The 25,667-nt window shown below is 63.1% G+C and carries 20 protein-coding genes and 2 tRNA genes; 12 read left to right on the forward strand and 10 right to left on the reverse strand.

Going from position 1 to position 25,667, the window contains the following annotated elements; all coding sequences use genetic code 11:
• Positions 1-109: 109 nt before the first annotated feature.
• The 7 genes from ACIPHM_RS14855 (at position 110) to msrA (ending at position 6,778) form a co-directional block, all read left to right on the forward strand.
• A complete protein-coding gene (locus ACIPHM_RS14855) occupies positions 110-1,660 on the forward strand; it encodes a class I adenylate-forming enzyme family protein (protein WP_400329358.1) in 1,551 nt (516 codons plus the stop codon).
• A 246-nt stretch (positions 1,661-1,906) separates the two neighbouring features.
• The gene (locus ACIPHM_RS14860) at positions 1,907-2,653 is read left to right on the forward strand and encodes an IclR family transcriptional regulator (RefSeq protein ID WP_400330004.1); all 747 of its coding nucleotides are present in this window, start codon (positions 1,907-1,909) and stop codon (positions 2,651-2,653) included.
• A 39-nt stretch (positions 2,654-2,692) separates the two neighbouring features.
• Positions 2,693-3,430 carry a transporter substrate-binding domain-containing protein gene (locus ACIPHM_RS14865; RefSeq protein ID WP_400329360.1) on the forward strand — a complete coding sequence of 246 codons (738 nt, stop codon included), beginning with the start codon at positions 2,693-2,695 and terminating at the stop codon, positions 3,428-3,430.
• 131 nt (positions 3,431-3,561) lie between these two features.
• Positions 3,562-4,230 (forward strand): amino acid ABC transporter permease, encoded by a 669-nt coding sequence (locus ACIPHM_RS14870; RefSeq protein ID WP_039372621.1) that lies wholly within the window; start codon positions 3,562-3,564, stop codon positions 4,228-4,230.
• Positions 4,227-5,003, forward strand: coding sequence for an amino acid ABC transporter ATP-binding protein (locus tag ACIPHM_RS14875; protein ID WP_400329363.1), 777 nt, complete (start codon positions 4,227-4,229; stop codon positions 5,001-5,003). The genes ACIPHM_RS14870 and ACIPHM_RS14875 overlap by 4 nt, the downstream gene beginning before the upstream one ends.
• Positions 5,004-5,066: 63 nt before the next feature.
• The gene (gene hutG / locus ACIPHM_RS14880; RefSeq protein ID WP_400329365.1) at positions 5,067-6,023 is read left to right on the forward strand and encodes a formimidoylglutamase; all 957 of its coding nucleotides are present in this window, start codon (positions 5,067-5,069) and stop codon (positions 6,021-6,023) included.
• 182 nt (positions 6,024-6,205) lie between these two features.
• Positions 6,206-6,778, forward strand: coding sequence for a peptide-methionine (S)-S-oxide reductase MsrA (gene msrA, locus ACIPHM_RS14885; RefSeq protein ID WP_400329368.1), 573 nt, complete (start codon positions 6,206-6,208; stop codon positions 6,776-6,778).
• 398 nt (positions 6,779-7,176) lie between these two features.
• Here msrA and ACIPHM_RS14890 read toward each other — a convergent pair whose 3' ends face one another.
• Both ACIPHM_RS14890 and ACIPHM_RS14895 read right to left on the reverse strand, forming a co-directional pair.
• Positions 7,177-7,929, reverse strand: a complete 753-nt coding sequence (locus tag ACIPHM_RS14890) for a hypothetical protein (protein WP_400329371.1) — start codon at positions 7,927-7,929, stop codon at positions 7,177-7,179.
• A 239-nt stretch (positions 7,930-8,168) separates the two neighbouring features.
• Positions 8,169-8,540 carry a hypothetical protein gene (locus tag ACIPHM_RS14895; protein ID WP_400329374.1) on the reverse strand — a complete coding sequence of 124 codons (372 nt, stop codon included), beginning with the start codon at positions 8,538-8,540 and terminating at the stop codon, positions 8,169-8,171.
• Between the two features lie 478 nt (positions 8,541-9,018).
• On the opposite strand from ACIPHM_RS14895, the gene ACIPHM_RS14900 reads away from it, so the two are divergent.
• Both ACIPHM_RS14900 and fabV read left to right on the forward strand, forming a co-directional pair.
• Positions 9,019-10,557, forward strand: a complete 1,539-nt coding sequence (locus ACIPHM_RS14900) for an MFS transporter (RefSeq protein WP_400330007.1) — start codon at positions 9,019-9,021, stop codon at positions 10,555-10,557.
• Between the two features lie 179 nt (positions 10,558-10,736).
• Positions 10,737-11,930: an enoyl-ACP reductase FabV gene (fabV, locus tag ACIPHM_RS14905; protein ID WP_400329376.1), complete on the forward strand. Its 1,194-nt coding sequence runs from the start codon at positions 10,737-10,739 to the stop codon at positions 11,928-11,930.
• Between the two features lie 115 nt (positions 11,931-12,045).
• Here the strand turns inward: fabV and ACIPHM_RS14910 are convergent, their stop codons facing one another.
• From ACIPHM_RS14910 to ACIPHM_RS14925, 4 genes are all read right to left on the reverse strand, one after another.
• On the reverse strand, positions 12,046-13,194 hold the full coding sequence (locus ACIPHM_RS14910) for a DUF72 domain-containing protein (protein WP_400329379.1): 1,149 nt from the start codon (positions 13,192-13,194) through the stop codon (positions 12,046-12,048).
• Entirely contained in the window at positions 13,191-14,402 is a 1,212-nt protein-coding gene (locus ACIPHM_RS14915; protein ID WP_400329382.1) for a class I SAM-dependent methyltransferase, read from the reverse strand. Before ACIPHM_RS14915 ends, ACIPHM_RS14910 begins: the two co-directional genes overlap by 4 nt.
• Positions 14,403-14,515: 113 nt before the next feature.
• The gene (gene pdxH, locus ACIPHM_RS14920; protein WP_400329385.1) at positions 14,516-15,163 is read right to left on the reverse strand and encodes a pyridoxamine 5'-phosphate oxidase; all 648 of its coding nucleotides are present in this window, start codon (positions 15,161-15,163) and stop codon (positions 14,516-14,518) included.
• 298 nt (positions 15,164-15,461) lie between these two features.
• Positions 15,462-17,588 carry an AsmA family protein gene (locus tag ACIPHM_RS14925; protein ID WP_400329388.1) on the reverse strand — a complete coding sequence of 709 codons (2,127 nt, stop codon included), beginning with the start codon at positions 17,586-17,588 and terminating at the stop codon, positions 15,462-15,464.
• On the opposite strand from ACIPHM_RS14925, the gene tcdA reads away from it, so the two are divergent.
• Complete coding sequence (gene tcdA, locus ACIPHM_RS14930; protein WP_400329390.1) at positions 17,587-18,423, forward strand: tRNA cyclic N6-threonylcarbamoyladenosine(37) synthase TcdA; 837 nt, start codon at positions 17,587-17,589, stop codon at positions 18,421-18,423. The genes ACIPHM_RS14925 and tcdA overlap by 2 nt on opposite strands.
• A 234-nt stretch (positions 18,424-18,657) precedes the next feature.
• On the opposite strand, the gene ACIPHM_RS14935 is transcribed toward tcdA, so the two are convergent.
• Positions 18,658-20,310, reverse strand: coding sequence for an AMP-binding protein (locus tag ACIPHM_RS14935; protein WP_400329393.1), 1,653 nt, complete (start codon positions 20,308-20,310; stop codon positions 18,658-18,660).
• Between the two features lie 398 nt (positions 20,311-20,708).
• Here ACIPHM_RS14935 and ACIPHM_RS14940 point away from each other — a divergent pair.
• Positions 20,709-20,785, forward strand: a tRNA-Arg gene (locus ACIPHM_RS14940).
• A 148-nt stretch (positions 20,786-20,933) separates the two neighbouring features.
• Positions 20,934-21,010: transfer RNA gene (locus tag ACIPHM_RS14945), tRNA-Arg, on the forward strand.
• Positions 21,011-21,229: 219 nt separating this feature from the next.
• Here ACIPHM_RS14945 and ACIPHM_RS14950 read toward each other — a convergent pair.
• Genes ACIPHM_RS14950 through ACIPHM_RS14960 form a run of 3 tightly spaced genes read right to left on the reverse strand, consistent with a single transcriptional unit; the run spans position 21,230 to position 25,625 of the window.
• Positions 21,230-22,678 carry an efflux transporter outer membrane subunit gene (locus ACIPHM_RS14950; RefSeq protein WP_400329396.1) on the reverse strand — a complete coding sequence of 483 codons (1,449 nt, stop codon included), beginning with the start codon at positions 22,676-22,678 and terminating at the stop codon, positions 21,230-21,232.
• A gap of 6 nt (positions 22,679-22,684) precedes the next feature.
• Entirely contained in the window at positions 22,685-24,277 is a 1,593-nt protein-coding gene (locus ACIPHM_RS14955; RefSeq protein ID WP_400329399.1) for an MDR family MFS transporter, read from the reverse strand.
• A complete protein-coding gene (locus ACIPHM_RS14960; protein WP_400329402.1) occupies positions 24,270-25,625 on the reverse strand; it encodes an HlyD family secretion protein in 1,356 nt (451 codons plus the stop codon). The genes ACIPHM_RS14955 and ACIPHM_RS14960 overlap by 8 nt, the downstream gene beginning before the upstream one ends.
• Between the last annotated feature and the right edge of the window lie 42 nt (positions 25,626-25,667).

Genomic DNA, 25,667 nt, shown 5'->3' on the forward strand with positions numbered 1-25,667 from the left:
GCCGCATTGCCAGCGCGAAGCCGCGCGTGGGCGAGGCCGGCACGATGCGTCGCCCCGACAGGCATCGAACCTGTCGCGCGGTGCCGTCTTTCTTGTCACGGAGAACAAGTTGACGCCTTTTGTAGAAGCGCTTGCCCGTCACGCGCGCACCACGCCCGAGCGGCTGGCGCTGCGCTGCGGCGTTGGCGATGAAGCGCTGACGACCGACTACGCGGCCTTGTGGCGACGTATCGAGCGCGTGGGCGGTCATCTGCGTGAGACGTGGCGCATCGCCCCGGGCGATCGCGTCGCCTGTCTCGGCCTGAACGACGAACTGCAACTGGCGCTGCTCTTCGCTTGCGCGCGGGCCGGTGCCATCTTCTTGCCGCTGAACTTCCGCCTCGCCGTGCCTGAACTGGCGGCCATCGTGCGCCACGCGGGCGTGCGCGTGCTGTGGTTCGACGCGATGCATCGCGACGCGGCGCGTCAGATTCGCGACTCGCTCGAACAGGACGCTATCACTGACCTCCCGCCACCCGCCATCGCGCCTATCGAAGGGCTCATCGCCGTGCCGTCGGTCAAGCCGGTGGTGTATCCCGAGGTGCCGGCCAATGCCCCAGTGCTGCTCGCCTACACGTCGGGCACGACAGGCGAGCCCAAGGGCGCGTTGCATACGCAGGCGGGGTTGCTGGCTAATGCCGAAGCCAGTTGGTGGTCGCACGATATGCGCGCCGACGATCACGTGCTGTCGACACTGCCGATGTTCCACGTGGGCGGCTTATGCATTCAGACGCTGCCCGCGTTGCTGCGCGGCGCCAGCGTCACGCTGCATCCGCGCTTCGATCCTGCCGCCTGGCTTTCCGACGTCGCCCGGCATCGTCCGACGCTCTCGCTGATGGTGCCTGCCACGATGCGCGCCGTGCAGATGCACCCCGCGTGGCCCACGACCGACCTGTCGTCGCTTCGCGGCGTGATGGCTGGCTCCAGCGTCGTGCCGATGTCCGCCATCGACGCGTTCCATGCCCGTGGCATTCCGCTGGGGCAGGTCTACGGTGCGACGGAGACCGGCCCGGTGTCGATCGCGTTGCGTTTCGGGGAGGCGAAGGCGCATCCCGGCGCGGTGGGCCGCGCGTGTCCGGGCGTGGAGGTGCGTCTGACCGATGCCGCCGGGCAGGACGTTGCAATGGGCGAGGTCGGGGAGATTCTCGTGCGCGCGCCGAACGTCATGCGGGAGTACTGGCGCGCCCCCGGTCACCTCTCGTTCGCAGACGGCTGGTTTCACTCCGGCGATCTGGCACGGTGGCGGGAGGACGGCTGTTTCGAAGTCGTTGGCCGCAGCAAGGACATGATCATCTCGGGCGGCGAGAACATCTATCCTGCGGAAATCGAGAACGCGCTGGCCGACTGTCCCGGGGTGCTGGAGGCTTCGGTGGTCGGCGTGCCCGACGAGCGCTGGGGCGAAGTGCCGGTGGCCGTGGTCGTCACGGCCCTCGACTCGCCCGCGACGCAGGCGTCTGTGCTCGACTATCTCGGCACGCGCATCGCGCGCTTCAAATTGCCGCGACGCGTCGTCGTGCTCGACACCTTGCCCAAGAGCGCGCTTGGGAAAGTACAAAAAACGATTCTCATCCGCTGGCTATCGAATCCTCCGGAGGCACAAAAATCTACCGACAGTCGGTAATCGGAATCTTTATTCGGTTTTGGTCTGAAAGCGCCGAATCCCTTGTCGAACAAGGGGTTCGGCGTTTTTTTTGGGTGAGCTTGCGCGATGCGTAAGGGAAAATACCTATGAGTAATCTCCCAATTTGTTACCATCACGTGAGAATTGAATTTTTCACTTTGGGAATTTGCATCGCAAGATAGCGCCCATGTCGTCATTGGCGGCACAACCCGCCGATTTTTTTGCTTTTTACAGTTTTTGAAGACGATGAACACCACCGAAGCTCAGTCGGTCTCCGAGCGCGTACTACAGGTTCTTGTGACCGTGGCCCGCTATGGACGACCGATCGCGGCACGCGAGATCGCCGCGCAAACGAGCCTGCCGCTCTCCACGGTTTACCGCCACCTCGTGCCACTCAAGAAGTGGGGCCTGGTGCAGGAGCATGCCCATGAGGCGCTCTACGAACCTGGTCCGGTCGGCGTGCAATTGGCGTGGGGTTTCGACCACAACTCGCATCTTGTTACCCAGGCACGTGAAGAGATCGATGCCCTCGTTCAGCGCACCGGGGAGACCGTCGGTCTGCTCGTCGCCGCGAACGGCCAGGTCGTCTGCCTCGACATGCACGAGAGCGAGCAATCGCTGCGCTGCTCGTTCGCCAAGGGACGCGCGCACCCGCTGGTGCATGGCGCATCGGCCAAAGCCTTGCTCTCCTTCTTGCCGCAAACCACCCGCGACAACCTGATCGGGCGTCAACTGGCTGGCCAGCCGGTCGCGCAGGAACGGTTGGTCGCGCAGGTCGAGGAGATCCGCAAGCAACGGTATGCCGTGTCCGAAAGCGAAGTGGATTTCGGCGTCTGGGGCGTGTCGGCCCCGGTCTTTGCCGCGAAGGAACGTCTGGAGGGCACCATCACCCTGATGGCGCCGGCCGTGCGTGTGGCGCAGCGCCACGAAGAGCTGATCCGCCTGACGGTGGCGGCAGCCGAGCGTATTTCGAATCGATTGCAGTACTTTTAACCGGTTTTTCCGAACCGAGACTACACGAAGGAGTACCAGATGAAATTGCGTCACATCCTGTTCACGATGGCGCTGGCCGTCACCTGCTCGAGCAAGGTTTTCGCTGCCGACGACGTGCTGCGCGTTGCCACCGATGCGACCTTCCCGCCGTTCGAATACGTGGAAAACGGTAAGCGTACCGGCTTCGACGTCGAAATGATCGAGGCCCTGGGCAAGGCCATGGGCAAGAAGGTCGAGTGGACGGATATCGACTTCAAGGGCCTGATCCCGGCCGTGTTGTCCAAGCGCGTCGACGTGGCGGCATCTGCCATCTACATCACCGACGAGCGTCTGAAGGCAGTGAACTTCACGCACCCGTACTACACCGGCGGCCTGGCCATCATGGTCAAGGCGGACAACAACACCATCAAGGAACCGGCCGATCTGAACGGCAAGAAGGTGTCGGTGCAGGTGGGTACGAAGTCGGTGCAGTTCCTAACGGAAAACTATCCGAAGGTTGCCCGCGTGGAAGTCGAGAAGAACGATCAGATGTTCGAACTCGTGAAGATCGGCCGTGCGGACGCCGCCGTGACCGGCAAGCCGGCCGCGCTGCTGTACGCCAAGGCCAACCCCAGCGTGAAGGTGCTCGACAAAACCCTGACCATCGAACGCTATGGCTTCGCGCTGCGCAAGGACGACAAGGCGCTGACCGAAGAAATGAACAAGGCGCTGGAAAAGGTGCGTGCCGATGGCACCTACGCCGCGCTGGTCACGAAGTACTTCGGTACCGCGAAGTAAGTCTTTCGCGACGGTCGTACCAACGTTTTATCTGAGCAATACCGGGCGGGCTGGCCGTCTCCTTTTGTGGGGAGACGTTGCCCGCCCAGGCAATAAAGCATTAGCGCAGTAGAGCAACTGACGGAGTACGCATGGAACTCGATTTTTCGCCGGTGTGGGCAAACTGGCAGGACCTCGCGCGTGGCGCGCTCGTTACCGTCGAGGTAACGGCCTGCGCCCTGGCGTTGGGCTGCGTGTTGGGCTTGCTGGTCGGCATGGGCCGCCTGAACCCGGCACACCGGATTCGCTACGGCATCTGCACCGCTTATGTCACGTTCATTCGTGGCACGCCGCTGCTGGTGCAACTCTTCATCCTGTTCTTCGGCCTGCCTCAGTTCAACATTCTGCTGCCGGCATTCATGTGCGGCGTGCTGGGTCTGGGTATCTATAGCGGTGCCTACGTCTCGGAAATCGTGCGTGGCGCCATCCAGTCGATCGAGCGCGGCCAGATGGAAGCCGCCCGCTCGCTCGGCATGCCTTACGGTCAGGCCATGCGCTCGGTGATTCTGCCGCAGGCAGTGGTGCGCATGATCCCGCCGCTGGGCAATGAATTCATCGCGCTGATCAAGAACTCCGCCCTTGTGTCGCTGCTCACGATTCACGACGTGATGCACGAAGGCCAGAAGATCATCAGCGTGTCGTATCGGTCGCTGGAAGTGTATCTGGCGATTGCCTTTGTCTATCTGATCCTGACTGGCGTCACCACGCTGCTGCTGCAGCGTGCCGAGAAGTCCCTGCGTGCCGGAGGTGCCGTGCAATGAGCGAAGTGAAGAAAGTCAACGGCGCCCCGATCCTGAAGATCGAAGGGCTGGGCAAGGCCTACGGCAGCCATCAGGTGCTCAAGGGCATCGATTTCGAAGTGCAAGCCCGTCAGGTCGTCGTGGTCATCGGCCCGAGCGGTTCGGGCAAGAGCACGTTCCTGCGTTGCTGCAACGGGCTGGAAACGGCCGAGCAGGGCACCATCGAGATCGTCGGCAAGAGGCTCGTCGATCACGGCAAGATGATGGGCGAGAACCCGCTCAATCACCTGCGCACGGAAGTGGGCATGGTGTTTCAGTCGTTCAACTTGTTCCCGCATCTGACGGTGCTCGATAACGTCACGCTCGCGCCGCGCAAGCTGCGCGGCATGAAGCGCGCCGACGCTGAGAAGCTCGCTCGCGAACTGCTCGCCAAGGTGGGTCTTGCCGCGAAGGCCGACGTCTTCCCAGGCACGCTCTCGGGCGGTCAGAAGCAGCGTGTGGCGATTGCCCGCGCGCTAGCCATGCAGCCGCAGGTCATGCTGTTCGACGAACCGACGTCGGCACTCGACCCGGAACTGGTGGGCGAAGTGCTGCAAGTGATGAAGGCGCTCGCGAACGATGGCATGACGATGCTCGTCGTCACGCACGAAATGGGCTTTGCCCGTGAAGTGGCGGACGTCGTGGTCGTGATGGATCAGGGCCGGATCATCGAAGCCGGTGCGCCGGAGCAGATTTTCACCGCGCCGCGCGAAGCGCGTACGCGTGAATTCCTGCAAGCGGTCATTGCGCGATAAGCCGACAAGCGCGACAAGCACGGTAATACGGCAAGAATCAGGTAAGGCAAGGCAGGAAAACGGATGACAATCGATCGAGCAGTCTGGCAAGGCCGTGTGGATACCGGTGAGACCGGCCATACGCTGCGTCTGCATCAGGTGCTGCGTGATTACGACGCTTGCGAAGCGTCGGAAGTCGCGGGCGGGGCCGTGGTGCTGGGTTTTTGCAGCGACGAGGGTGTGCGTCGCAATCATGGACGCCAGGGCGCTGTCGCGGGTCCGGACATGCTGCGTCGCGCATTGGCGAGTCTGCCGGTGCAGGGCACGCCCGCCGTGTTCGACGGCGGCAACATCCTGTGCGCCGACGAACGGCTCGAAGCGGCGCAAGCCGCGCTGGGGCATCGCGTGGCCGAAGTGCTGGCCGCGGGCGCGCGTCCGGTGGTGCTGGGCGGCGGGCATGAAATCGCTTACGGCACATTCCTGGGCGTGGCCGAGTATTTCGGCGACCGCCTGCGCGACGAGCCGATCCTGATCCTCAATTTCGACGCGCACTTCGATCTGCGTGCGCAGCCGACCGCAAGCTCCGGTACGCCGTTCTGGCAGATCTCGCAGTTGCTCGCGGGCCGTCAGGCGCCGTTCCATTACGCCTGCCTCGGTGTGAGCCGTTACAGCAATACTGACGCGCTGTTCGAGCGTGCCGAGGCGCTGAACGTCGACTACTGGCTCGACGAAACGATGCTTGCGCACCGTCTGCCGGAAATGTGCGAACAGTTGGAGAAGATGCTCGCGAAAGTGAGTCACGTCTATCTGACCATCGATATGGACGTGTTGCCTGGCGAGAAAGCGCCGGGCGTGTCGGCACCGGCGGCGCATGGTGTGGCGCTCGAAGTTATCGAAGCGCTGATCGGGGTGGTACGCCGCTCGGGCAAACTGCGCGTGGCGGACATCGCCGAGTACAACCCGACGTACGACCGCGATGGCCTGACGGCGCGTGTCGGCGCGCGTTTGCTGCATCCGTTGATTACGCAGTTGCATGGCTGAAGGGCACGCCCCGGCAAGACGCACACGGTCGCGAACCTGTGTGCGGCATGCGTTGTACATAGGGGTATTTGCGCCGCTTACCGAACTTCTGCGCGACAATAGGGCGGGCGATCGGAACACGATCGCCCGCCCTATTTGTTTGGTGCGCTGCCGCACAAACGCAGTCGACAAGCGAGGTCAACATGACAGAGCAGACGAACTCCCCGAGCGATTCCCATAACGAAGTGGCCACGTTGGCCGGTGGCTGCTTCTGGTGTCTCGAAGCCTGCTATCAGCAACTGGACGGCGTGAAATCCGTCGTCTCGGGCTATGAAGGCGGACACGTCGACAATCCGACGTACGAGCAGGTTTGCGAAGGCGACACCGGCCACGCGGAAGTCGTGCGGTTGACCTACGATCCGAACGTCGTCACCTTCGAAGAAATCCTGATCGTGTTTTTCCAGATCCACGATCCGACCACACTCAACCGTCAGGGCAACGACGTCGGCACGCAATATCGCTCGGCCATCTTCTATCAGAACGAACAGCAAAAGACCGCTGCCGAACATCTCATCGCCGAACTCATGGCCGAGATGACCTATGCGCATCCGATCGTCACGCAGGTGGTGCCGACGCAGACGTTCTGGCCCGCCGAGGCCTACCACCAGAACTACTTCCGCCAGCATCCCGATCAAGGCTACTGCGCCTATGTCGTGGCGCCGAAGCTCAAGAAGTTCCGCGAGAAGTTCGCCCGACGGCTTAAGTCGGCGGCGTAATTCGGCGGTCTGGGTTGATGGCTCAGTTCATCGGCCTGGTTCATCGGCCTAGCCCGTCGGCGGCGCTCGGCGGTCCCGCCCGATACTGGCGCGATACCGTCCGGGTGTCGTTCAAAGTATCGAGCAACTGAAGGTCGGGTCGTGGGGTTGCGACATCGGATACACCGGCACGCGACCCAAGGCCTTGCGTCGCGCTCTGGGCGGATTGGCCAAAATGCCTGGCACCGTTCGAGATGCGCGGCGAACTCGTCCGGACGCCTTCTGTTCAATGGCATGCCTGTCGATCGGTGCGGCAATCGGTGAACGGGCGCCATGCAACCGCGCCCCCATGTCGTGAAGCGCGAGGCTTCGAGCGAGGCCACTCGGGCGCGACCCAGCGTGACCCACGACGCCCCGCGTCATAGCAGCGTGCAGGAAGTCCCCCGCCTGTTGGCGCCGTTGCGGTTCGCGCCCGAGAGGCGTGGCATAAGAATCTTGCTGTCGCGTTCGACCCGGCCCGAATTGTCTCGATGGCGGCAACGTGCCAGTTGGGCGGTAAAGTCCGAGAGGTGCGTCTCGTCCTGGGCGGCGTTGACATATCCCGCCGGCGGCAGCGTCGTATGCCCCTTCATGCCGGCCGCCCGGTAATGGAAGGCGAGTATCGAAGCGTGGTCTTCACGAATGCGTGGTGCGTGCAGATTGTTCTCATGCAGGAACGCCAGCTCGCTTTCGCCTGCAAACAGAAATTCCGCTTCACCCAGTATTTCGAATTCGGGGAACCGGATTCGTCCGATCTTCACGGCGTGTGCCCCGATGTCCAGGCTCAAGGCGGCGAGGGTGCCGGGCAGATAGTCTGGTTCGTCGTGCAGCAGCGACGGCAGGCTCAGCGACTCGATGTGCGATTTCAAAGAGAATTCGCGGCCTTGGGGATGAAGCGTCAGCATTTCGCGCAGGGCATCACGAAGCTCTGCATTGCTGGCGTATTGCCGGGCCGCGCAGTCGGACTGTGGCGTAATCAGTTCGGCAAGCACGTTGTCGAAATAGGTGCTCACCGGAACCGGGCGACATTCGAACGCGGTATTTCGGAAAGGCTCGCTGGGCCGCTTCACATCGGTCGACGTGGTGAGCGGCGAGTGCAGTTGGTTCTTGATCTCCTGTATGTCGATGACCATTTCGTCCCGGCTTGTACCGGTTGCCTGGGGATACGAGAGGGGATTCGATTGCACAAAGGGTGCTATTAAAGCGAGGAACGGCATGGTCGGTGCTTCCTGACGGTAAGGGCGGCGGTGAGGGGGGCACTAGTGAGTGGGACGGCGACAATGGCTGTGACAACGAAGAAGGTCGTACGGGTGAACGTGCCGAAAGTGGTGCACGCGGCTATCGGGCCGCAGCCCGCGATTGGCCCGGCCACTCAGCCCACCACACGAACGGGCGCGTCAGCGCCTTCGGAAAACAGGATCAGACAAGGTTCGCTAACGTTTGTCGCGTGTCCGTAGGCGTCGTCGAGCCGATCGAAATAGAACGCTTCTGCTGCGCTCGGCACCTGCTGCGTGACGATCTCGAAACGGTTGTGATCGAAGCGGATATCCAGATACGTCATGCTCGCGTGAAACCACACGACATACCCGGCAAACGGCAAGGCCGTGGGCACGTCGGGCAAGACGTCGCCGGCCGGCGCCGCCCGCCCCGTATCGCATGTATCACCGCGTGCATCGCCCGATGCCTTCACGGCTTGCGTGTTCAGCCAGCGTTGATAGTCTTCGCGTACAGGACGGTTTTTCATGGCGTGTCTCCGGATAAGTCACGACGACGCTTTGCGCAGCGTCGAGCGATGGTGCGGCCGTTGCTATGGCGCGGTTTTGGCGAATGGCCTCGGGATTGACGCATTTGCCTCGATCCGCATCGGCCACGACATCTCGATGATGCCCGGTAGAGGCAGTTGCGGGTACAAGGCGCGTCCGAAAGGGGTATCGGACAACACCTCGTTTTGGGCGGGGAGGTGAGAAAGGGGGGAGCTGGCGAGATGTGAGTTGAATTTCTATCACGATGCCATTGAGATTGTCTTGCATGCACCGTCGTTTCGGGATCTGCGAGTGAGCATCGACGGATGAACGCGTTGCCGACGCTTCTGTCCCGAAACCCGCGCCACACATGAACGTTCATATATTCATTATTTTTCGCATAAAATGGCGGCTTCCCTCCATGAAGTCTTCAGGTAGTCCGCCGTGCGCCCCCTGCCTTTCCGCGATGCGTTGATGGCCATGATTGGCATTGCGCTCGTCAACATGCTGGTCGCCCTCGACCAGACAGTCGTCAGTACAGCACTTCCCTCCATCGTCGCCGAACTCAAGGGTTTCGAGTATTACGCCTGGATCGCGAGCATTTATCTGCTGGCCTCCGTCGTGACCGTGCCGGTGTTCGGACGACTGGGCGATTACTTCGGCCGTCGCCAGTTCGTGATCGCGTCGGTGCTGACCTTCACCTTTGCCTCGCTGCTGTGCGGCCTCGCGCCCAACATGCCATTCCTCGTGTTCGCACGGGGTTTGCAGGGGATCGGCGGCGGCATGATGGTCGGCACGGCTTTCGCATCGGTGCCGGACCTTTTCCCCGACGCCCGTTCGCGCGTGCGTTGGCAGGTCGTGATCACAACGGCATACGGTATCGGCACGGCCGCGGGCCCGTCGCTGGGTGGCCTGCTCTCCGAGCATTTCGGCTGGCGCTCGACCTTCTTCGTGAATCTGCCGGTCGGTCTGGCGGCGCTGTATTTCGTTTGGCGATATCTGCCGAAATTCCCGCCGGCCCATAAGGGCGACGTTCGTGTCGACTGGCGGGGCGCCGTGTGGATCGCGGTGGTGCTGGGCGGTTTCCAGGTGTTCATCGAGAACGTGCCTGCGCATGGGGCGTCGCTCGGCAATCTGCTGCTGATCGTGGCGGTCGTGGTCGGATTCTGGGTGCTGCTGCGCACCGAGCGACGCGCCACGCACCCGATCGTGCCGCTCGACATGTTCCGGCACCCGCAACTTGTGGTGCTGTTTACGCTGTCAGTGCTGATCGGCTTCGTGATGTATTCGCTGATCTTCTTCGCGCCGCTGCTGTTGCAGGGCGGCTTCGGCCTGAGTCCGCAGGCGGCGGGGCTTATCGCTACGCCGATTGCGGCTTGCATTGCCCTGGGCAGCTTCATCAATACGCCGATCGTCGTGCGTCTGGCGCGGCCGACGAACATGCTGATCCTAGGCTTCTGCCTGCTGGCCGTGGCGTCGGCGGGCGTGGGACTGGCCCATATCGATACGCCGCATGGTCTGCTTGCACTCGCCATGGCCTGCGCCGGGATCGGCATCGGGTTCATTCTGAACAATATGAACGTGTTCGGGCAGGAAATCGCCGGACGCGAGCGTTTCGGCATCACGACCGCGTTGTTGCAATCCACGCGGATGGTCGGCGGCATGCTGGGCACGACCATCGTGGGCACGCTCGTCAATCATTGGTACGCCAACGGTGTGGCCGGTGCGGTGTCGAGCTATGACGGTACGCCCGCGGCACACGCCGTCGCCCGCGCACTGGATCCACGCATTCTGATCGATCCGGCGCTGCGCGCCGATCTGTTGACCGATTTGCGCGCGATGGGAATCGACGGCATGCCGCTGGTCGAAACCGCGCGCCAGACACTGGTGAGTGCCGTGCACGCCGGGGTGCTGCTCACGGGCGTGGCCGCGATCATCGCGGCGTTGCTGGTGCGCCGCATCCGTCAGATTCAGTTTCCCAAGCGGCTCGACCGTTCGGCCGTCGCGGCGCCGGAATGATCCGAGTGCGGGCCGGCGTTGTCTGAAAAGGCATTGCCGGACGGCTGAAAACCGAAGCACAGGGCTGCCTGAAGACGCGCGAAAGCGCCCCAAAATGCCGGGCCGGGCCCGACCTCGTTTACAATGCGCGGTGTTTGCCGGGTGAGCCGGCGTCACCGAATTTTGTGAACGAGGTTTCCATGATCATCAAGCCACGCGTGCGCGGCTTCATCTGCGTCACCACCCATCCTGCCGGTTGCGAAGCCAACGTCAGGCAGCAGATCGATTACGTGAAGGCACAAGGCCCGATCGCCAACGGCCCGAAGAAGGTGCTGGTGCTCGGCGCGTCAACGGGCTACGGCCTGGCCGCACGTATCACCGCCGCTTTCGGTAGCGACGCGGCAACGCTTGGCGTGTTCTTCGAGCGCGCGGGCACCGAGACCAAACCGGCGACGCCGGGCTGGTACAACACCGCCGCCTTCGACAAGTTCGCGACCGAAAAAGGACTCTACGCGAAGAGCATCAACGGCGACGCCTTTTCCAGGGACATCAAGGCCAAGACCATCGAGACGATCAAGAACGATCTCGGTCAGGTCGATCTGGTCGTGTACAGCCTGGCTGCGCCGCGCCGCACGCACCCGGAAACGGGGCAGGTGTTCAACTCGGTGCTCAAGCCCGTGGGCCAATCGGTGACGCTGCGCGGCATCGATACGGACAAGGAAGTCGTGAAGGAGTCGGTGTTCGAGCCCGCCACGCAGGAAGAGATCGACAACACCGTGGCCGTCATGGGCGGCGAAGACTGGCAGATGTGGATCGACGCGCTGGCTGAGGCCGGCGTGCTCGCCCCGGGCGCCAAGACCACCGCGTTCACCTATCTCGGCGAGAAGATCACGCACGACATCTACTGGAACGGTTCCATTGGCGCGGCCAAGAAGGATCTCGACGAGAAGGTGCTGGGCATTCGTGAGAAGCTCGCCGCAAGCGGTGGCGATGCGCGCGTGGCTGTGCTCAAGGCGCTCGTCACGCAGGCGAGCTCGGCCATTCCGATGATGCCGCTCTACCTCTCGCTGCTGTTCAAGGTCATGAAGGCCAAGGGCACCCACGAAGGTTGCATCGAGCAGATCTACGGCCTGTACAAGGACAGTCTGTACAACGCCTCGCCGCGTCTCGATGAAGAGGGCCGCGTGCGCACCGACCAGAAGGAACTGTCGCCGGAAGTCCAGAGCGAAGTCTCGGCGCTGTGGGACAAGGTGACGAACGAGAACCTGTACGAACTGACTGACTTCGCGGGCTACAAGCACGAATTCCTGCGTTTGTTCGGCTTCGAGATCGAAGGCGTGGATTACGACGCCGACGTGAATCCGGACGTGCAGATTCCGCATCTCGTGGCGTAAGTTCTCCGCAGTTCGATGACAATGGCCCGAGCCCGGCGTAATTGCCGGCTCGGGCCATTGTTGTTTCAGGCGGCAGGTGAGGGGGGCGGCGGGAACGGCGTCACCGTGGCGAACGTCATTCGGTCCCGGCAGCGGCCGACGTCTGCGACAACTCGGAGATGCGTTCGGCCAACGCCCGGCAGGACAGCGGCGACGAGCCTTCCGCCTTGTTGTTGACGATCACATAGACGGGGTGCCCGGCGAGGGCATAGTGCGTGGCCAGTGCGGCGAGTACGTCGCGCGTCGTGGGATCGGGATCGACGATCTTGTCGAAGGGGGCGTATTTTGCCTTGGCCTGTTCGTACCGATGGGCGCTGTTCAGATTCCATCGCACGACGAGCGGCCCGGCGCCCATCTCGTCGAGTAGCGCCAGGGCTGCGGCCTGACGCTCCACATGCGGCATACGGGCGTGCAGCCCGATGCAGTAGCGCACGCCCAATTGCCCCAGCGCGCGCATGAGACGCGGTGTGAGCAGCGCGCCGTCGCGAATCTCCAGCGCGTAGCACGGTCCCGGCGCCGTCGTGCCATCCGGCATGACGTCGCCCTGCGGCAACGGCGGCAGGGCGGCGAAGAACGTTTCGAAGCGCTGGATCAGCCCGGGCACGTCGCGCAGCAACTCGACCGGCAACGGCGACACCTGAAATACCAGCACACCGGCCTTCGATCCGAGCCCGGCCAGACAAGGGGCGACGAACTGTTCGGTGGCGATACGTGCATCGAGAAAACAGGGGTTCGCGCTCAGGCCTTCGCCCTTCTCCCCGCGAACGACGGCATCCGTTACGACACTCGGCGCTTTGACCAGAAAGCGGAAGTCCTTGGGCACCTGCTCGGCATACTTCTGGTACTCGACAATCGACATCGGCTTGTAGAACGACCGGTCGATGCCGACGCAACGCAGCACCGGATGGCTCGCATACGCGCTCAGTCCCTGACGCGAGAGCTTGGTGTCGCTGTAGTCGTCGTCCCAGACGATACCTTTCCAGCCGGGGAACGACCATGAAGATGTGCCCAGTCGAATGTGGCCGGGCAGTCGATCGCCCAGCGTCTGCATGGCCGGCGGGATGTCGGCGGCGCCGACGCCGCCGCGGCGCGTGGCGCCGGTGCGACGAGGGGTATCGGTGTCGTCGGAAGAGGAAGATGAAGCGGGAGGGCCGTCGACCTGCCTGGCACGTCCGCCTGCCGGAGGATCGTCAGGCGGCGTGCCGAACAGATCGAACTGACTCATCGATTCTCGTACATATAACGACGTGACCAAGGCAGTTGCTTGGCCGACTGCCCTGCCTTGCGGCAAACGATCTGGTAGATCGAGACGTGATCGTGCTCGAACGCATACGCGCAACCCGCAAGATACACGCGCCAGACCCGGAAGCGCTCTTCGCCGGCCAGCTCGCGCAGACGCGGCGCTTGCGCTTCGAAGCGATCCGACCAGAGGGTAAGCGTGCGCGCGTAATGACGGCGCAGACTTTCCACGTCGCTCGCCTCCAGTCCGCCGCGCTGCATCGACTCCAGCGCGAGGCTGATGTGCGGCAATTCGCCGTTCGGGAACACGTACTTGTCGATGAACTCGCCACCGCCCATCGCCGTCTCTCCGCTATCCGGATCGGTCGACGTGATGCCGTGATTCATGGCGACGCCGTCGTCCTTGAGCAGCGAAGCTATCTTGGCGAAGTACTCCGGCAAGTTCTTCCGGCCAACGTGCTCGAACATGCCCACGCTCGTGATGCGGTCGAACTGACCGTCCACGTCGCGGTAATCCTGAATGCGAATCTCGATCCTGTCTTCCAGCCCGAGCTTTCTGACACGCTCCGTGGCCAGATTGAACTGATTCTCCGACAGCGTGACGCCCACACACTTCGCCCCGAACTTCTGCGCGGCGCGAATCACCAGGGCGCCCCATCCGCAGCCGATGTCGAGCAGTGTCTGCCCGGGCTGAACGCCGATCTTGGTGAGGATGTGATCGATCTTCTTCTCTTGCGCCGTGTCGAGGTCTTCGTCGCCGTTCTCGAAGTAGGCACACGAATAGACCATGTTCTTATCCAGCCAGAGCTGGTAGAACTCGTTCGACACGTCGTAGTGGAACTCGATCGAGCGTTTGTCGGACTTCTTGCTGTGATTGAAGTGGCGTACGGCCCGCTCGAGCGGGCCGATGGTCGACAGGCTGCTACCCGCGAGCGCGTAGCTCATGTCGATGACGTCGGTGAGCTTGCCTTCGACATCGATTTCGCCCTTCACGTAGGCCTCGCCGAGATTGTCGAGGCTGGGACTGAGTAGCCGCGTCATGGCCGCAGGACCATTGATGCGCAGCGTTACGCTGGGGTTGTCGAAGGCACCGAAATCGTAGTGCTGTCCATTCCAGAGCGCGAGGCGGATGGGCAGATTCGAGGATGTCTTGACGCCGCTAACCCAGTTTTCGAGTTTTTTCTCCCACAACATGGATGTGCTCCAAGTGTCACCAAAAAAACTTCAATCCGTACCGCACGGCGCGGCGACGTCTCCTCGTCAAACGGGCGGGCAGGCGTAGCGCGTCGGCGTAGCCGACACAACGTTTACGGTGACAGGCGCGCTACGCGCCACGCTCCGTCGGCAAGCCGGAAATATTTGATGCGATCGTGCAGGCGCGACTCGCGGCCCTGCCAGAACTCGATGGTCTCTGGCACGAGCCGGTAGCCACCCCAGTGCGGCGGACGCGGCGGGGCGTCGCCGAACTGGCGCCGGAAATCCGCTTCGCGTTGCTCGATGATGCTGCGGTCTGCCACTTCGGCGCTTTGCACCGACGCCCACGCTCCCAGACGGGAGCCCACCGGGCGCGAATGGTAATAAGCGTCGCTCTCCTGCGCGCTCACTTTCTCGACACGTCCCTCGATGCGCACCTGACGCTCGAGTTCGATCCAGTGAAACAGCAGGCAGCCGTACGGCGTGGCGGCCAATTCCTGGCCCTTGCGCGACTCGTAATTCGTGAAGAAGGTGAATCCGCGATCGTCGGCGCCCTTGATGAGCACGATGCGTGCATCCGGGCGGCCATCAGGCGTGACGGTAGCGAGCGTCATGGCATTGGGCTCGGCCAATTGGGCCGCAAGCGCCTGCTCGAACCAGAGTCGGAATTGATCGAGCGGACTGGCCGCCACATCGGTCTCGGAAAGGGAGCCGAGGGCGTAGTTTTTGCGCAGGTCCGCGAGAGAAAGCGTCTGGGTCACGACGATCGTAATCGGTCTGTTGCGGTTGGGGGTTGCGACACAGTATAGCGAAGAGTCAGCGAATTTGCGCACGTGGCGATTTGTCGCAGCGCGTACGCGTCGTTCCCCCGAACACCCCGTGGAATGGACATCTCTGGCTATGTGCTTGATATTTAATGAGTGAAGTAATTTTGCCGTGGTACTGTCGCCGTCCCGAAAATCGTTGACGGCGACGGCGGCAAATCCATCACGTTGGCATGGGCATTGCTTTGCATTCTGCGTGCAATCGTTCAGTCCTTTGCGTTGCACTGCAACATCGTCAGGGGGCTTCGCGGCCCGCACCGAATACGGGCGCCGTTGACGGTGCGCTCGGGCGGCCCTTGCCCGGGGCGGTGTTGCCGGCGTCGTGAGCGGCATTGTTACCGGACTTGTTGCCGGGGCCAGTGCCGTTGGCGTCCGGCACCGGTTTGACCGCCGCGGGGTTGCGGCTTGCCGGATGTTGCAGGTTCGCCAGCAGTTCGCCGCAGGGGCTGTCCTTGCCGGGGCCAAGTTCGAGCAGGGGGATGAGGGCGGTGTACGGGGCGAGCACGCCCAGCGCGATTGCGCCGCCCGCGCGTGCGACCAGCGTCGGCACGTTCACGCCGACGTCCGGGTGCTTGAACGTCCCGCGCACATAGAGCGGTGAGCGCAGCGAGAGCAGGCCGAAGTGCTTCGGCTCGGGCCGGATCGTGAGGCCGAACTGCTCGCGCTTGAGGTCGACCTGACCCGTCACGCCGATGCTGGTGTCGTCGGTGTCGATCACGAACGTGCGGGCGTCCATGACACCATCGCGCACCGCGAAGTCCGCCGCGGCGCAGCGCATTTCGATCTGCTTGTCGCCGAAGAGCTTCGTCAACACGATATTGCCCACGTTGAGCCCCAGGTATTGCAGTAACAGCTTGCTCACCGAACCGCGGTCGATCAGTGTCTTGATCTCTCCATTGGACGAGCCGGCCAGCGCGGCAATCGAATTGCCGGTCGCGGTGAGGGCGGCGTCGCCGTTGACCTCGCCCACGCTCGTCTTCATCAGATCGACCTCGGGCAGCAATTGCTTCATCTTCAGATGGCGCAGCGAGATTTGCGAATCGGCCTTCATCGGCTCGGCCTGTCCGTTGAGCACGAGCGTCGACGTAATACGCCCGCCCGCCACGCCGAACTCCAGCGGGCGCAGCGAGAGCACGCCGTCGTCGAGCACGAGATGGGTGACGAGGTTGTCGATCGGCAGGCTCTTGTCCTTGATGATCTTGTGGCCGGTGATTTGCACGTCGGCGTCGATGGCGCGCCAGCGGTCGGTCTTGAAGGGATCGACCGGCAGCACCTTGTCGGACGGTGGCGCTTTCGGCTTGCCCGACAGGTCGCTGCCGCCGGACGGATTCTGTCCGCCGATCGCCGGGCCGAGATCGACCAGCCGCAACTGGTTCGACACCACGGCGCCTTGCAGAATGCTGCGCGGCTCGCGCTGGCGGAACACCAGCGTGCCCGACAGATCGCTCTGGCCAACCTTGCCCTGGAAGCGCTCGTAGCGCCACACGCCGGCCGTATGCAGCAGATGGCCATTGGTCTCGTAGGACGGCGTTTCCGGCAGCAGTACGCCCGTAATCGGGTACAGGTCCGCCATCGTCGGGCCGGCCAGCCGCAGGTGCATGTCGAGCGCAGAGAGCGTGGCCGGATTGGTGAACGTTCCCTTGGCGGCGATCTGCGTGCGGCCGATGCTCACACTGGCGTCGAGCGGGTAGGGATCGCCGGAGTCTTCGAGCGAGAGCACGTCGCCGCCACGGGCCTTGCCGGTGACTGCGGCCTTGCGGAAGGTACCTTTCAGGGAGACGCCAATGCCATACGGCGCCTGGCCGTCGATGGTGGCGATGTTGGCCGTCAGATCGAGTTGTTTCGGCACGATATTCGCGCGCACCACGCCGTCTTCGAGAATCAGGCGGCCGATGCGCAGCTTCCACGGCGACGGTTCGCCGTTGCCTTTGGTGAAGGTCCAGTTGTTGCGCCCGTCGGCCTGTTGCTCGATCAGGACCTTCGGCGCGGACAAGGTGACTTCGGGCAACACCACGTGTTTGTCGAGCAGCGGCAGCCATTCGAGCGAGAAGGTGAGCCGGCCAAGCGTGATCATGTTCGGCGTCTGACTCCACGCAACATTGCCTAACACGATATCATTCGCGATCAGGCGAGGCCGCGGCAGCCAGCGCCCCAGTCCCGGGGCCTGAGCGTTCGGCGCCAGCCAGTGCAGCGAGAGGTCGCCCCGGATTTCGAACGGGCGTCCGGTCGCGGTGCTCACCTCCCGGTTGATAAAGGGCCGGGCGTAGTTCCAGTCAAACCACGTGATGAACGCCGCGAATGCCAGCACGATGGCGACTATCGTGATCGCCAGCCATTTCAAGGACGTTACCCATCGCATCATGAACAGTACCCCGTCGATCGTTGTTGCTCCGGTGCCTGCCACGCCATCGGAGGTGGATTTTGACGCGAATCGCCGTTTCGGCGGACTCGCGCGTTTGTACGGTGACGATGGCCTTGCGCGTCTGCGCGAAGCCCACGTGGCCGTCATCGGCATCGGCGGCGTTGGTTCGTGGGTGGCCGAAGCACTGGCGCGCAGCGCCGTGGGCCGACTCACGCTCATCGATCTCGATAACGTTGCCGAAAGCAATACCAATCGTCAGGTGCACGCACTCGATGGCAACTACGGCAAACCGAAAGTGGCCGCGATGGCCGAACGGATCACGGCCATCAATCCTGCTTGCCAGCTTACGCTCGTCGAGGACTTCGTAGAACTGGAAAACCTCGACGCCATGTTGGGCGGCGGCTTCGACTGGGTGGTCGACGCCATCGACAGCGTGCGGGTGAAGACGGCGCTCATCGCATGGTGCGTGGCGCGCAAGCAGCGTCTGATCACCGTTGGCGGGGCGGGTGGTCAGATCGATCCGACACGCATTCGTATCGACGATCTCGCCCGCACGATCCAGGATCCACTGCTGGCGAAAGTGCGTGCGCAATTACGCAAGCAGCATGGTTTTGTCCGTGGTCCGAAAGCCAAGTTCAATGTGCCGGCCGTGTATTCGGACGAGCCGTTGCAGTACCCGGAAGCCGCGTGCGCTCCCGGCGAAGACCCCCATGCTGCTACGGGGCCGCAGGGCCTGAACTGTGCCGGTTTCGGTTCGAGCATGTGTGTCACAGCCACATTCGGCATGGCGGCCGCTGCCCACGTTCTGAAGCAGGTCACGAAGGTCGCGGCTTGACAGCGAACTGACGAAACGGCGCTGACGTGCCTGAGATTGTCCCAAGCCTCGCGCGTCACGTCTGTAACCAAAGGTTACGAATCGGTCGCGGGACGGGTATCTTTGAATTGAAAACGGCCGGGATTGCCCCGGCCGTGTTTCGTTTGCTGGTTGATTGCGCAGAGTGTCTCGACGTTCAAGGTTTCGATGGACAACGAAACAACGCCGGGCAGGCCATGCAGCGATGCGAAAGCCTCAACGCAGTTCGCGACGCAGCACCTTGCCGACCGGTGTCTTCGGCAGTTCCTTGCGGAATTCGATGACGTGCGGCACCTTGTAGTTCGTCAGATGCTCCCGGCAGAAGTCGATGATGACCTTCTCCGTCAGATCCTGCGACTTCTTGACGATCACGGCTTTCACCGCTTCGCCGGTACGTTCGCTCGGCACGCCGACGACGGCCGATTCGAGCACGCCCGGACACATCGCCAGCACGCTCTCGACTTCATTCGGATAGACGTTGAAGCCCGACACGATGATCATGTCCTTCTTGCGGTCGGTAATACGCACATAGCCCTTGTCGTCCATCGTGCCGATGTCGCCGGTGCGCAGCCAGCCGTCGGGCGTGATGGTCTTGGCCGTTTCGTCCGGACGGTGCCAGTAGCCCTTCATGACTTGCGGGCCGCGCACGCAGATTTCCCCTTCCTGACCGAAACCGAGCGCTTCGTTGGCATCGTTGCGAATGCTCACCTCGGTCGACGAGATCGGCAGACCGATCGACCCGTTGAACTCGCTGCCAAGCGGGTTGATACACACGGCAGGCGACGTCTCCGTCAGACCGTACGCTTCGATCAGCGGATGCCCGGTGACCTTCTGCCAGCGCTCTGCCACCGCACGCTGCACCGCCGCGCCGCCGCCCAGCGCGCATTTGAGCGCGCTGAAGTCGAGCTGGTCGAAGCCCGGTGCGTTGAGCAGTCCGTTAAAAAGCGTATTCACGCCCGTCATGAACGTGAACTTCCACTTGCCCAGTTCCTTCACGAAGCCGGGCATATCGCGCGGATTGGTGATGAGCAGGTTGAGCGCGCCCAGTTGGAGGAACACCAGACAGTTCGCCGTCAGACAGAAGATGTGATAGAGCGGCAGGGCGGTAACGATGATCTCCTTGCCTTCTTCGAGACCCGAACCGATCCAGGCACGCGCCTGCAACATGTTGGCGATCATGTTGTGATGCGTGAGCATGGCGCCCTTGGCGACACCGGTCGTGCCACCCGTGTATTGCAGGAAGGCGATGTCGTCGTGTCCGAGTTGTGCTTCTTCGAGCTTGGCGCGTGCGCCTTGCGCCATCGCGGTACGGAACGGCACGGCGTGCGCAATGTTCCACTCGGGCACCATCTTCTTCACGTGACGCACGACGTAGTTCACGATCCAGCGCTTCGGCGCGGGCACGAGATCGCCGATGGCGGTCGTGATGACATGTTTGACCGGCGTGTTCGGCAGCGCTTTTTGCAGGGTGGCCGCGAAGTTCTCGATCACGAGGATTGCGGCGCATTCGGCGTCTTTCAGTTGATGTTCGAGCTCGCCAGCGGTGTACAGCGGGTTGACGTTCACCACGACCATGCCCGCACGCAGAATGCCGAACACCGCTACCGGATACTGCAACAGGTTCGGCGACATGATCGCGATGCGTGAGCCGCGCGTCAGTCCGGGCAGGCTTTGCAGGTACGCGGCGAAGTCGCGCGATTTGCGCTCGAGGTCGGCGAACGTTAGCGTCACACCGAGATTGGTGAACGACGGACGGTTCGCGAACTTCTGGCAGCTTTGCAGGAACAGATCGTTCAGCGAACGATACGTGTTGACGTCGATCTCGGCCGGTACGCCGGGCGGATAGCTCTTGAGCCAGATTTTTTCCATGAGCGCCTCCTTGAATCTGGTTTTTATCGCATCGCGGCCACCGGGGGAATAGCTTGGGGGCGCAATGTGTCGTTTCATCGCATGTCGTGTTGGGGGGCGAGTGGGGCTGTCTCCTTGCCCGGTTCTGTCTCGCGTGCGCAGCCGGTGCGCCATTCGATGCGTTGCAAAAAGCCGTAGCATACCGTGCCATTTCGGGGGCGAGCACATGGAAAGCCCTGATTTGACGCGGGTTTGCGTGGAGTAATTGTTCTAGCGGCAAAGACTTGCCAATGAGGGCGATTCCGCGCTAATCCCGCATGGAATGACGAATGCGACGGGCAAATCCGGGATATGACAAAAGAATTGCAAAAAACACTTGCGTGGCGAGTTGGTTTCTTACATAATTCTGTTCTCACAGCGCGGCTGTAGCTCAGTTGGATAGAGTACTTGGCTACGAACCAAGGGGTCGTGGGTTCGAATCCTGCCAGCCGCGCCAACTATTTCGAGGGTCTCCTCACGGAGACCCTTAGTTTTTCGGGAGAGTCCTTCCCGGTAGCGTACCCAGTGCCATCGGCATGTGGGGTGCGAGGAGAAGGCAAGCCGACAGCAGCAGGATCGTCTGATCGGTGTCTCGTGCAGTAAGTGCGGCTGTAGCTCAGTTGGATAGAGTACTTGGCTACGAACCAAGGGGTCGTGGGTTCGAATCCTGCCAGCCGCGCCAACTCAGTTGGCAAAAACGCTCCAGAGGCGAAAGCTTCTGGAGCGTTTTTCGTTTTACACGTCGATTTTGTGCAGCGATCGAGTGGACGTGAAACACCTTGTACTGCGATGTTTGTCCGCCTCCGGCTCGATCTCGTCGTCGACATCGGATGCGAGGGGCCGCGTTCGCGAACCCGTCACAGCCGATGCCGAAGGCATCCACCGTCATCGCTTCGGGACATCAACCCGCCGCCGTCCCCACCTGCCATCCCAATCCGAGCGCCTTCTGCAACGTCACGAACGACTTGAGAAGCTGGGCGTCGCCAGCGATTCGATCCTGCTCGGCCGAAAAACGCGTGCGTTCGGCGTCGAGCCAATCGAGCGTGCTGGCCGTGCCCGAGCGATAGCGTTGACGCGTGAGCGTCGCGGCGCGCGTTGCCGACGCCTCCACGCTGCGCAAGCGGTACACGTTCTCACGCTGATGGCCATAACGCGCCAGCGCCACGTCGGCGTCACGCAGGGCGCTGAGCACCGCGCTTTCGTACTTCGCCTGCGCCTGATCGCGTCCGGCCTTGGCGCCGTCGACGCCCGCCTGCACGCGTCCAAAATCGAGCACGTTCCATTGCAGGCGCGGCAGCGTCATCCAACTGAAGTTGTCCTTGCGCAGGAGATGGCCCGGGTCCAGTGCCGAATAGCCGAGTTCGCCCATGATCGAGAGTTTCGGGAACCAGTTCGCAGTCTGCACGCCGATCTGGGCGTTCTGCGAGGCCAGTCGCCGCTCGGCCGCACGAATATCCGGACGCGCCTGCAATAGCGCAGACGGATCGCCGATCGCCACCTTCGCCGGCACGCTGGGCAGCGCCTTGGGCGATTTGAGTTCGTCGTCCAGCGTGCCCGGCGCGCGCCCCGTGAGCAATGCCAACTGATCGAGCGATTCGATGACGTCCGCCTCAAGCGGCAGCACACGCGATTGCGTCTGCTCGACCTGAGTGAAAAGCCGTTCGACGTCGAGCTCCGACGCCACACCGCCCGCGCGACGTTGACGGGTGAGATCGAGCATCTCGCCTTCGAGCTGGGCAGAGTCGCGCACCAGTGCGAGTCGAGCCTGCTGATCGCGCAGCGCGACATACGTCTGTGCCACGTCGGCCGCGAGTTGCACGTGGGCGTCGGCCAGATCCTCGGAGGCGGCATCCGCGTCCGCGCTGGCGGCCTCGACGGCACGGCGTGTGCCACCGAACAAATCGATTTCCCAACTGGCGTCGAATCCGGCGACGTAGAGATCGAGCGGACCGCGTCCGCCGCCGCTGCTGTTTCCGGTCAACGCCCCCAGATCGGGCGATCGCGTGCGCACTGCCGCGAGATCGACGCTCGCCTTCGGCAGCAGATCGGCCTGATGGCTGCGCAAGCTCGCGCGCGACTGGCGCACCTTCGCCTGCGCCGCGCGAATATCCGGGCTGTGGGCGATGGCGTCGTCGATGAGCGCCGTGAGTTGCGGATCGTCGAGCGCTGTCCACCAGCGTGCGACGCCGGGCGCGTGCGCCTCGACGCCTTCCCCGGCGTGGGCAAACGTCGCGCCAGTACGCAGCGCGTTGCCAGCCACGTCGGGCGCACCGCGATAGTCGGGGCCGACGGTGCAGCCGGTGACGAGAAGAGCGGCCGCGACGGCCAGCATGCGTAGATGAAAAGTCATGGTCGTTCAATGCCCGCCGGAAGTGAAGCCGGCCGGTTGCTTGAGCATCAGGGCAAGCGGCACGCAAAGCAGCAGTGCGATGCCCAGTGCATAGAAAGTCTCGGAAAACGTAATCACGCTCGCCTGTCTCGCAATTTCGGCGGCAAGCTGCGCGGTGGCCTGCAACTGCGCGTGGACCATGTCGCCGGTCTGCGCGAAGAAGCCCGCCGCGTTCGCCGCGAGATGTTCTTGCCCGAGCGGATTGTTCGCTGTGAGCGACTCGCGCAGCACCGCGTCGTGATAATCGGTGCGACGGTCGATCAGCGTGCCGAGCAACGCGAGGCCCACCGAGCCGCCGAGATTGCGCGCCATGTTGTACAGACCCGCCGCGTCGCCCGCATCCTGCGCGTCGACGGCTGCCATCGACGCCTGGTTAAGCGGCATCATCGCGAGCATCTGCCCCACACCGCGCAGCAATTGCGACAGTGTGAAGTCGTGCCCTACGCTCTGCGCCGTCAGATCGATGTCCAGCATGCAACTCGCGAAGAAGCACAGCAGCCCGAGAATCACGAGCAGACGAATGTCCACGCGACTGATGAGCCGAGGCAGGAACGGCATCAGCAGAAACGCAGGCAGCCCGGAGAGCAGCATGATGTTGCCCGACTGCTGCGCGTTGTAGCCCGCAATGGTTGCGAGGAACTGCGGCAGCAGATACGACACGCCGTAAAGCCCCGCGCCCACCGTGAAAACGATGTAGATCACGCTCGCGTAATTCTTGTTGCCCAGCAGCGCGAGCTTGACGATGGGCTTCTCGGCCGTGAATTGCGCCACGAGCATCATGCCGATTCCGAGCACCGAGAGTGCCGAGAGCCAGATGATCATGTGCGAGTCGAACCAGCGCTCGCGCTGTCCTTCTTCGAGCACCACGGTGAGCGAGCTCAGACCGATGGCGAGGCCCACGATACCTAGCCAATCCGCTTTGAAGAACGCCTGGAAATTGGTTGGCTCGCGCTTGAGCCCCATCCCGAGCAACGCGACGATGGCCGCCGAGAGCGGCAGGTTCAGGAAGAAGCACCAGCGCCAGTTCGCGTTTTCCGTCAGCCAGCCGCCAACGACCGGACCGAGCAGGGGGCCGAGCAGCACGATCAGGCCGAACATCGCCATGCCGACGCCCATCTGATGGCGTGGCAGACGCGTGCGAATGATCATCTGCGCCGTCGGAATCATGGCGCCGCCGGCGAAGCCCTGCCCGATCCGGCCGACGATCATCTCGGTCAGACTGCTTGAGGCGCCGCACATCATTGAGAACAGCGTGAAGAAGACGGCATTGAGCATCAGGAAGCGTCGCAGCCCGAGCACGCGCGTGAGCCACGCCGCGAGCGGAATCATGACGATTTCCGACATCAGATAGCCGGTCGAAATCCATGTGCCCTCGGTGCCGGACGCCCCGATCTGCCCCTGGATCTGCGGCAGCGCCGAGTTGGTGATCGAGATGTCGAGCGTGGCCAGCAGAGCGCCGAGCGCACCGGCGGCGACGGCGATCCAGTCCGACGCTGACGCATTCGGCGGTGTTGCTGCGCGAGCGACTGCCGCCGCATCGGCGGCACCCGTGTTAGCCACGTTGAACTCCGTTGTTCACAGGGGCGGCGTTGCCATTTGACGGCGCGTTCATTGCCGGGCCGACGGCCGAACCCAGCGGTGCGCTGAGCGAAAGCTGCGTCGGCTGGACGTCCGTCGTCTTGCCGGCCTGCGTGGAGGGCGTCGCGAGCGTCGCAGGCGTCGTAGAAGTCATATCGGCAACGCGATGCGTGCCATGCGTCGCGTGCGTATCGACGTCGGCCGTGACCGAGAGGCCGGGCAGGAGCACGGCGCGCATCGATTCCGGCACGTCGAGACGAATGCGCACCGGCACGCGCTGCACGATTTTCGTGAAGTTGCCCGTCGCGTTCTGCGTGGGCAGCAGCGCGAACTGCGAACCCGTGCCCGGCGATACCGAGTCGACCACGCCGTGAATCGGCTCGCCCGGCAACGCGTCGACGTGAATCGTCACCGGCTGGCCGGGATGCATATGACCGACCTGCGTCTCCTTGAAGTTCGCCGTCAGATAGACGTTCTGCACCGGCACCACGGTCAGCAGGCGCGTGCCCGGCTGCGCGAACTGGCCGACGCGCACGGCGCGATCACCGACGCGTCCGGCCAGCGTGCTCTTGACCACGGTGTCCGCCAGATCGAGTTCCGACTTGCGCTCGCTCGCCTGGGCCACCGTCAACTGCGCCTTGGCCTGCGCGAGCGCGGCCGTGAGCGTATCCGTCTGCCGCTCGGTCGACTGGAGGCTGGCCTCGCTGCTCTTGAGCGAGGCGTCGGCGCGGGTGCTGGTATTGCGCAACTCGGCCAGACGCTCATCTGTCTCGGCGCCCGTGGCCACGAGCGGCGCGTAACGCTTGACCTGACCCGCCGAGTAGGCGGCGTTCGCCCGAGCGCTGTCGAGTTCGGCGCGCGCCTGCGCAATGGTCGCGGCGTGCTGCGAGAGCTCGGCCTGTGCCCGCGCGACGTCTGCCTCGCGAGCCGCCACCGTTGCCGCAGCTTCATCGTATGCCGCCTGGTACTGACGCCCATCGAGCCGCACGAGCGGCTGGCCGACCGTCACCGTCTCGTTGTCGCGCACGAGCACTTCGATCACGTAACCGCCGACTTTGGGAGCGACGGTCATGCTGTCGGCTTGCAGATAAGCGTCGTCAGTCGATTCAATGAAGCGACCCACCAGCCACCAATGTGCGCCCCAACCGAGGCCGGCGACCAGACCCAGCACGAGCGCGCCGAGCAGGATCTTCTTGCGACGGGGATTGGCCGGCGCCTCTGTCGGCGTGGGCTTGCCGGTGCTTTCCTGGGCCTTGGCGGTGGGGGTGTCTGCCGGACGCGCCATCGTCTGCACCGATGCTGACGGGTTGACCTGTGCTGCGGTGGTCATGGGAATTTCCTCAAATTATTCCAGTTGGCAGAATTATTCCAG

This window comes from Pandoraea sp. NPDC087047, from assembly GCF_044745225.1.
Taxonomy (GTDB): Bacteria; Pseudomonadota; Gammaproteobacteria; order Burkholderiales; family Burkholderiaceae; genus Pandoraea.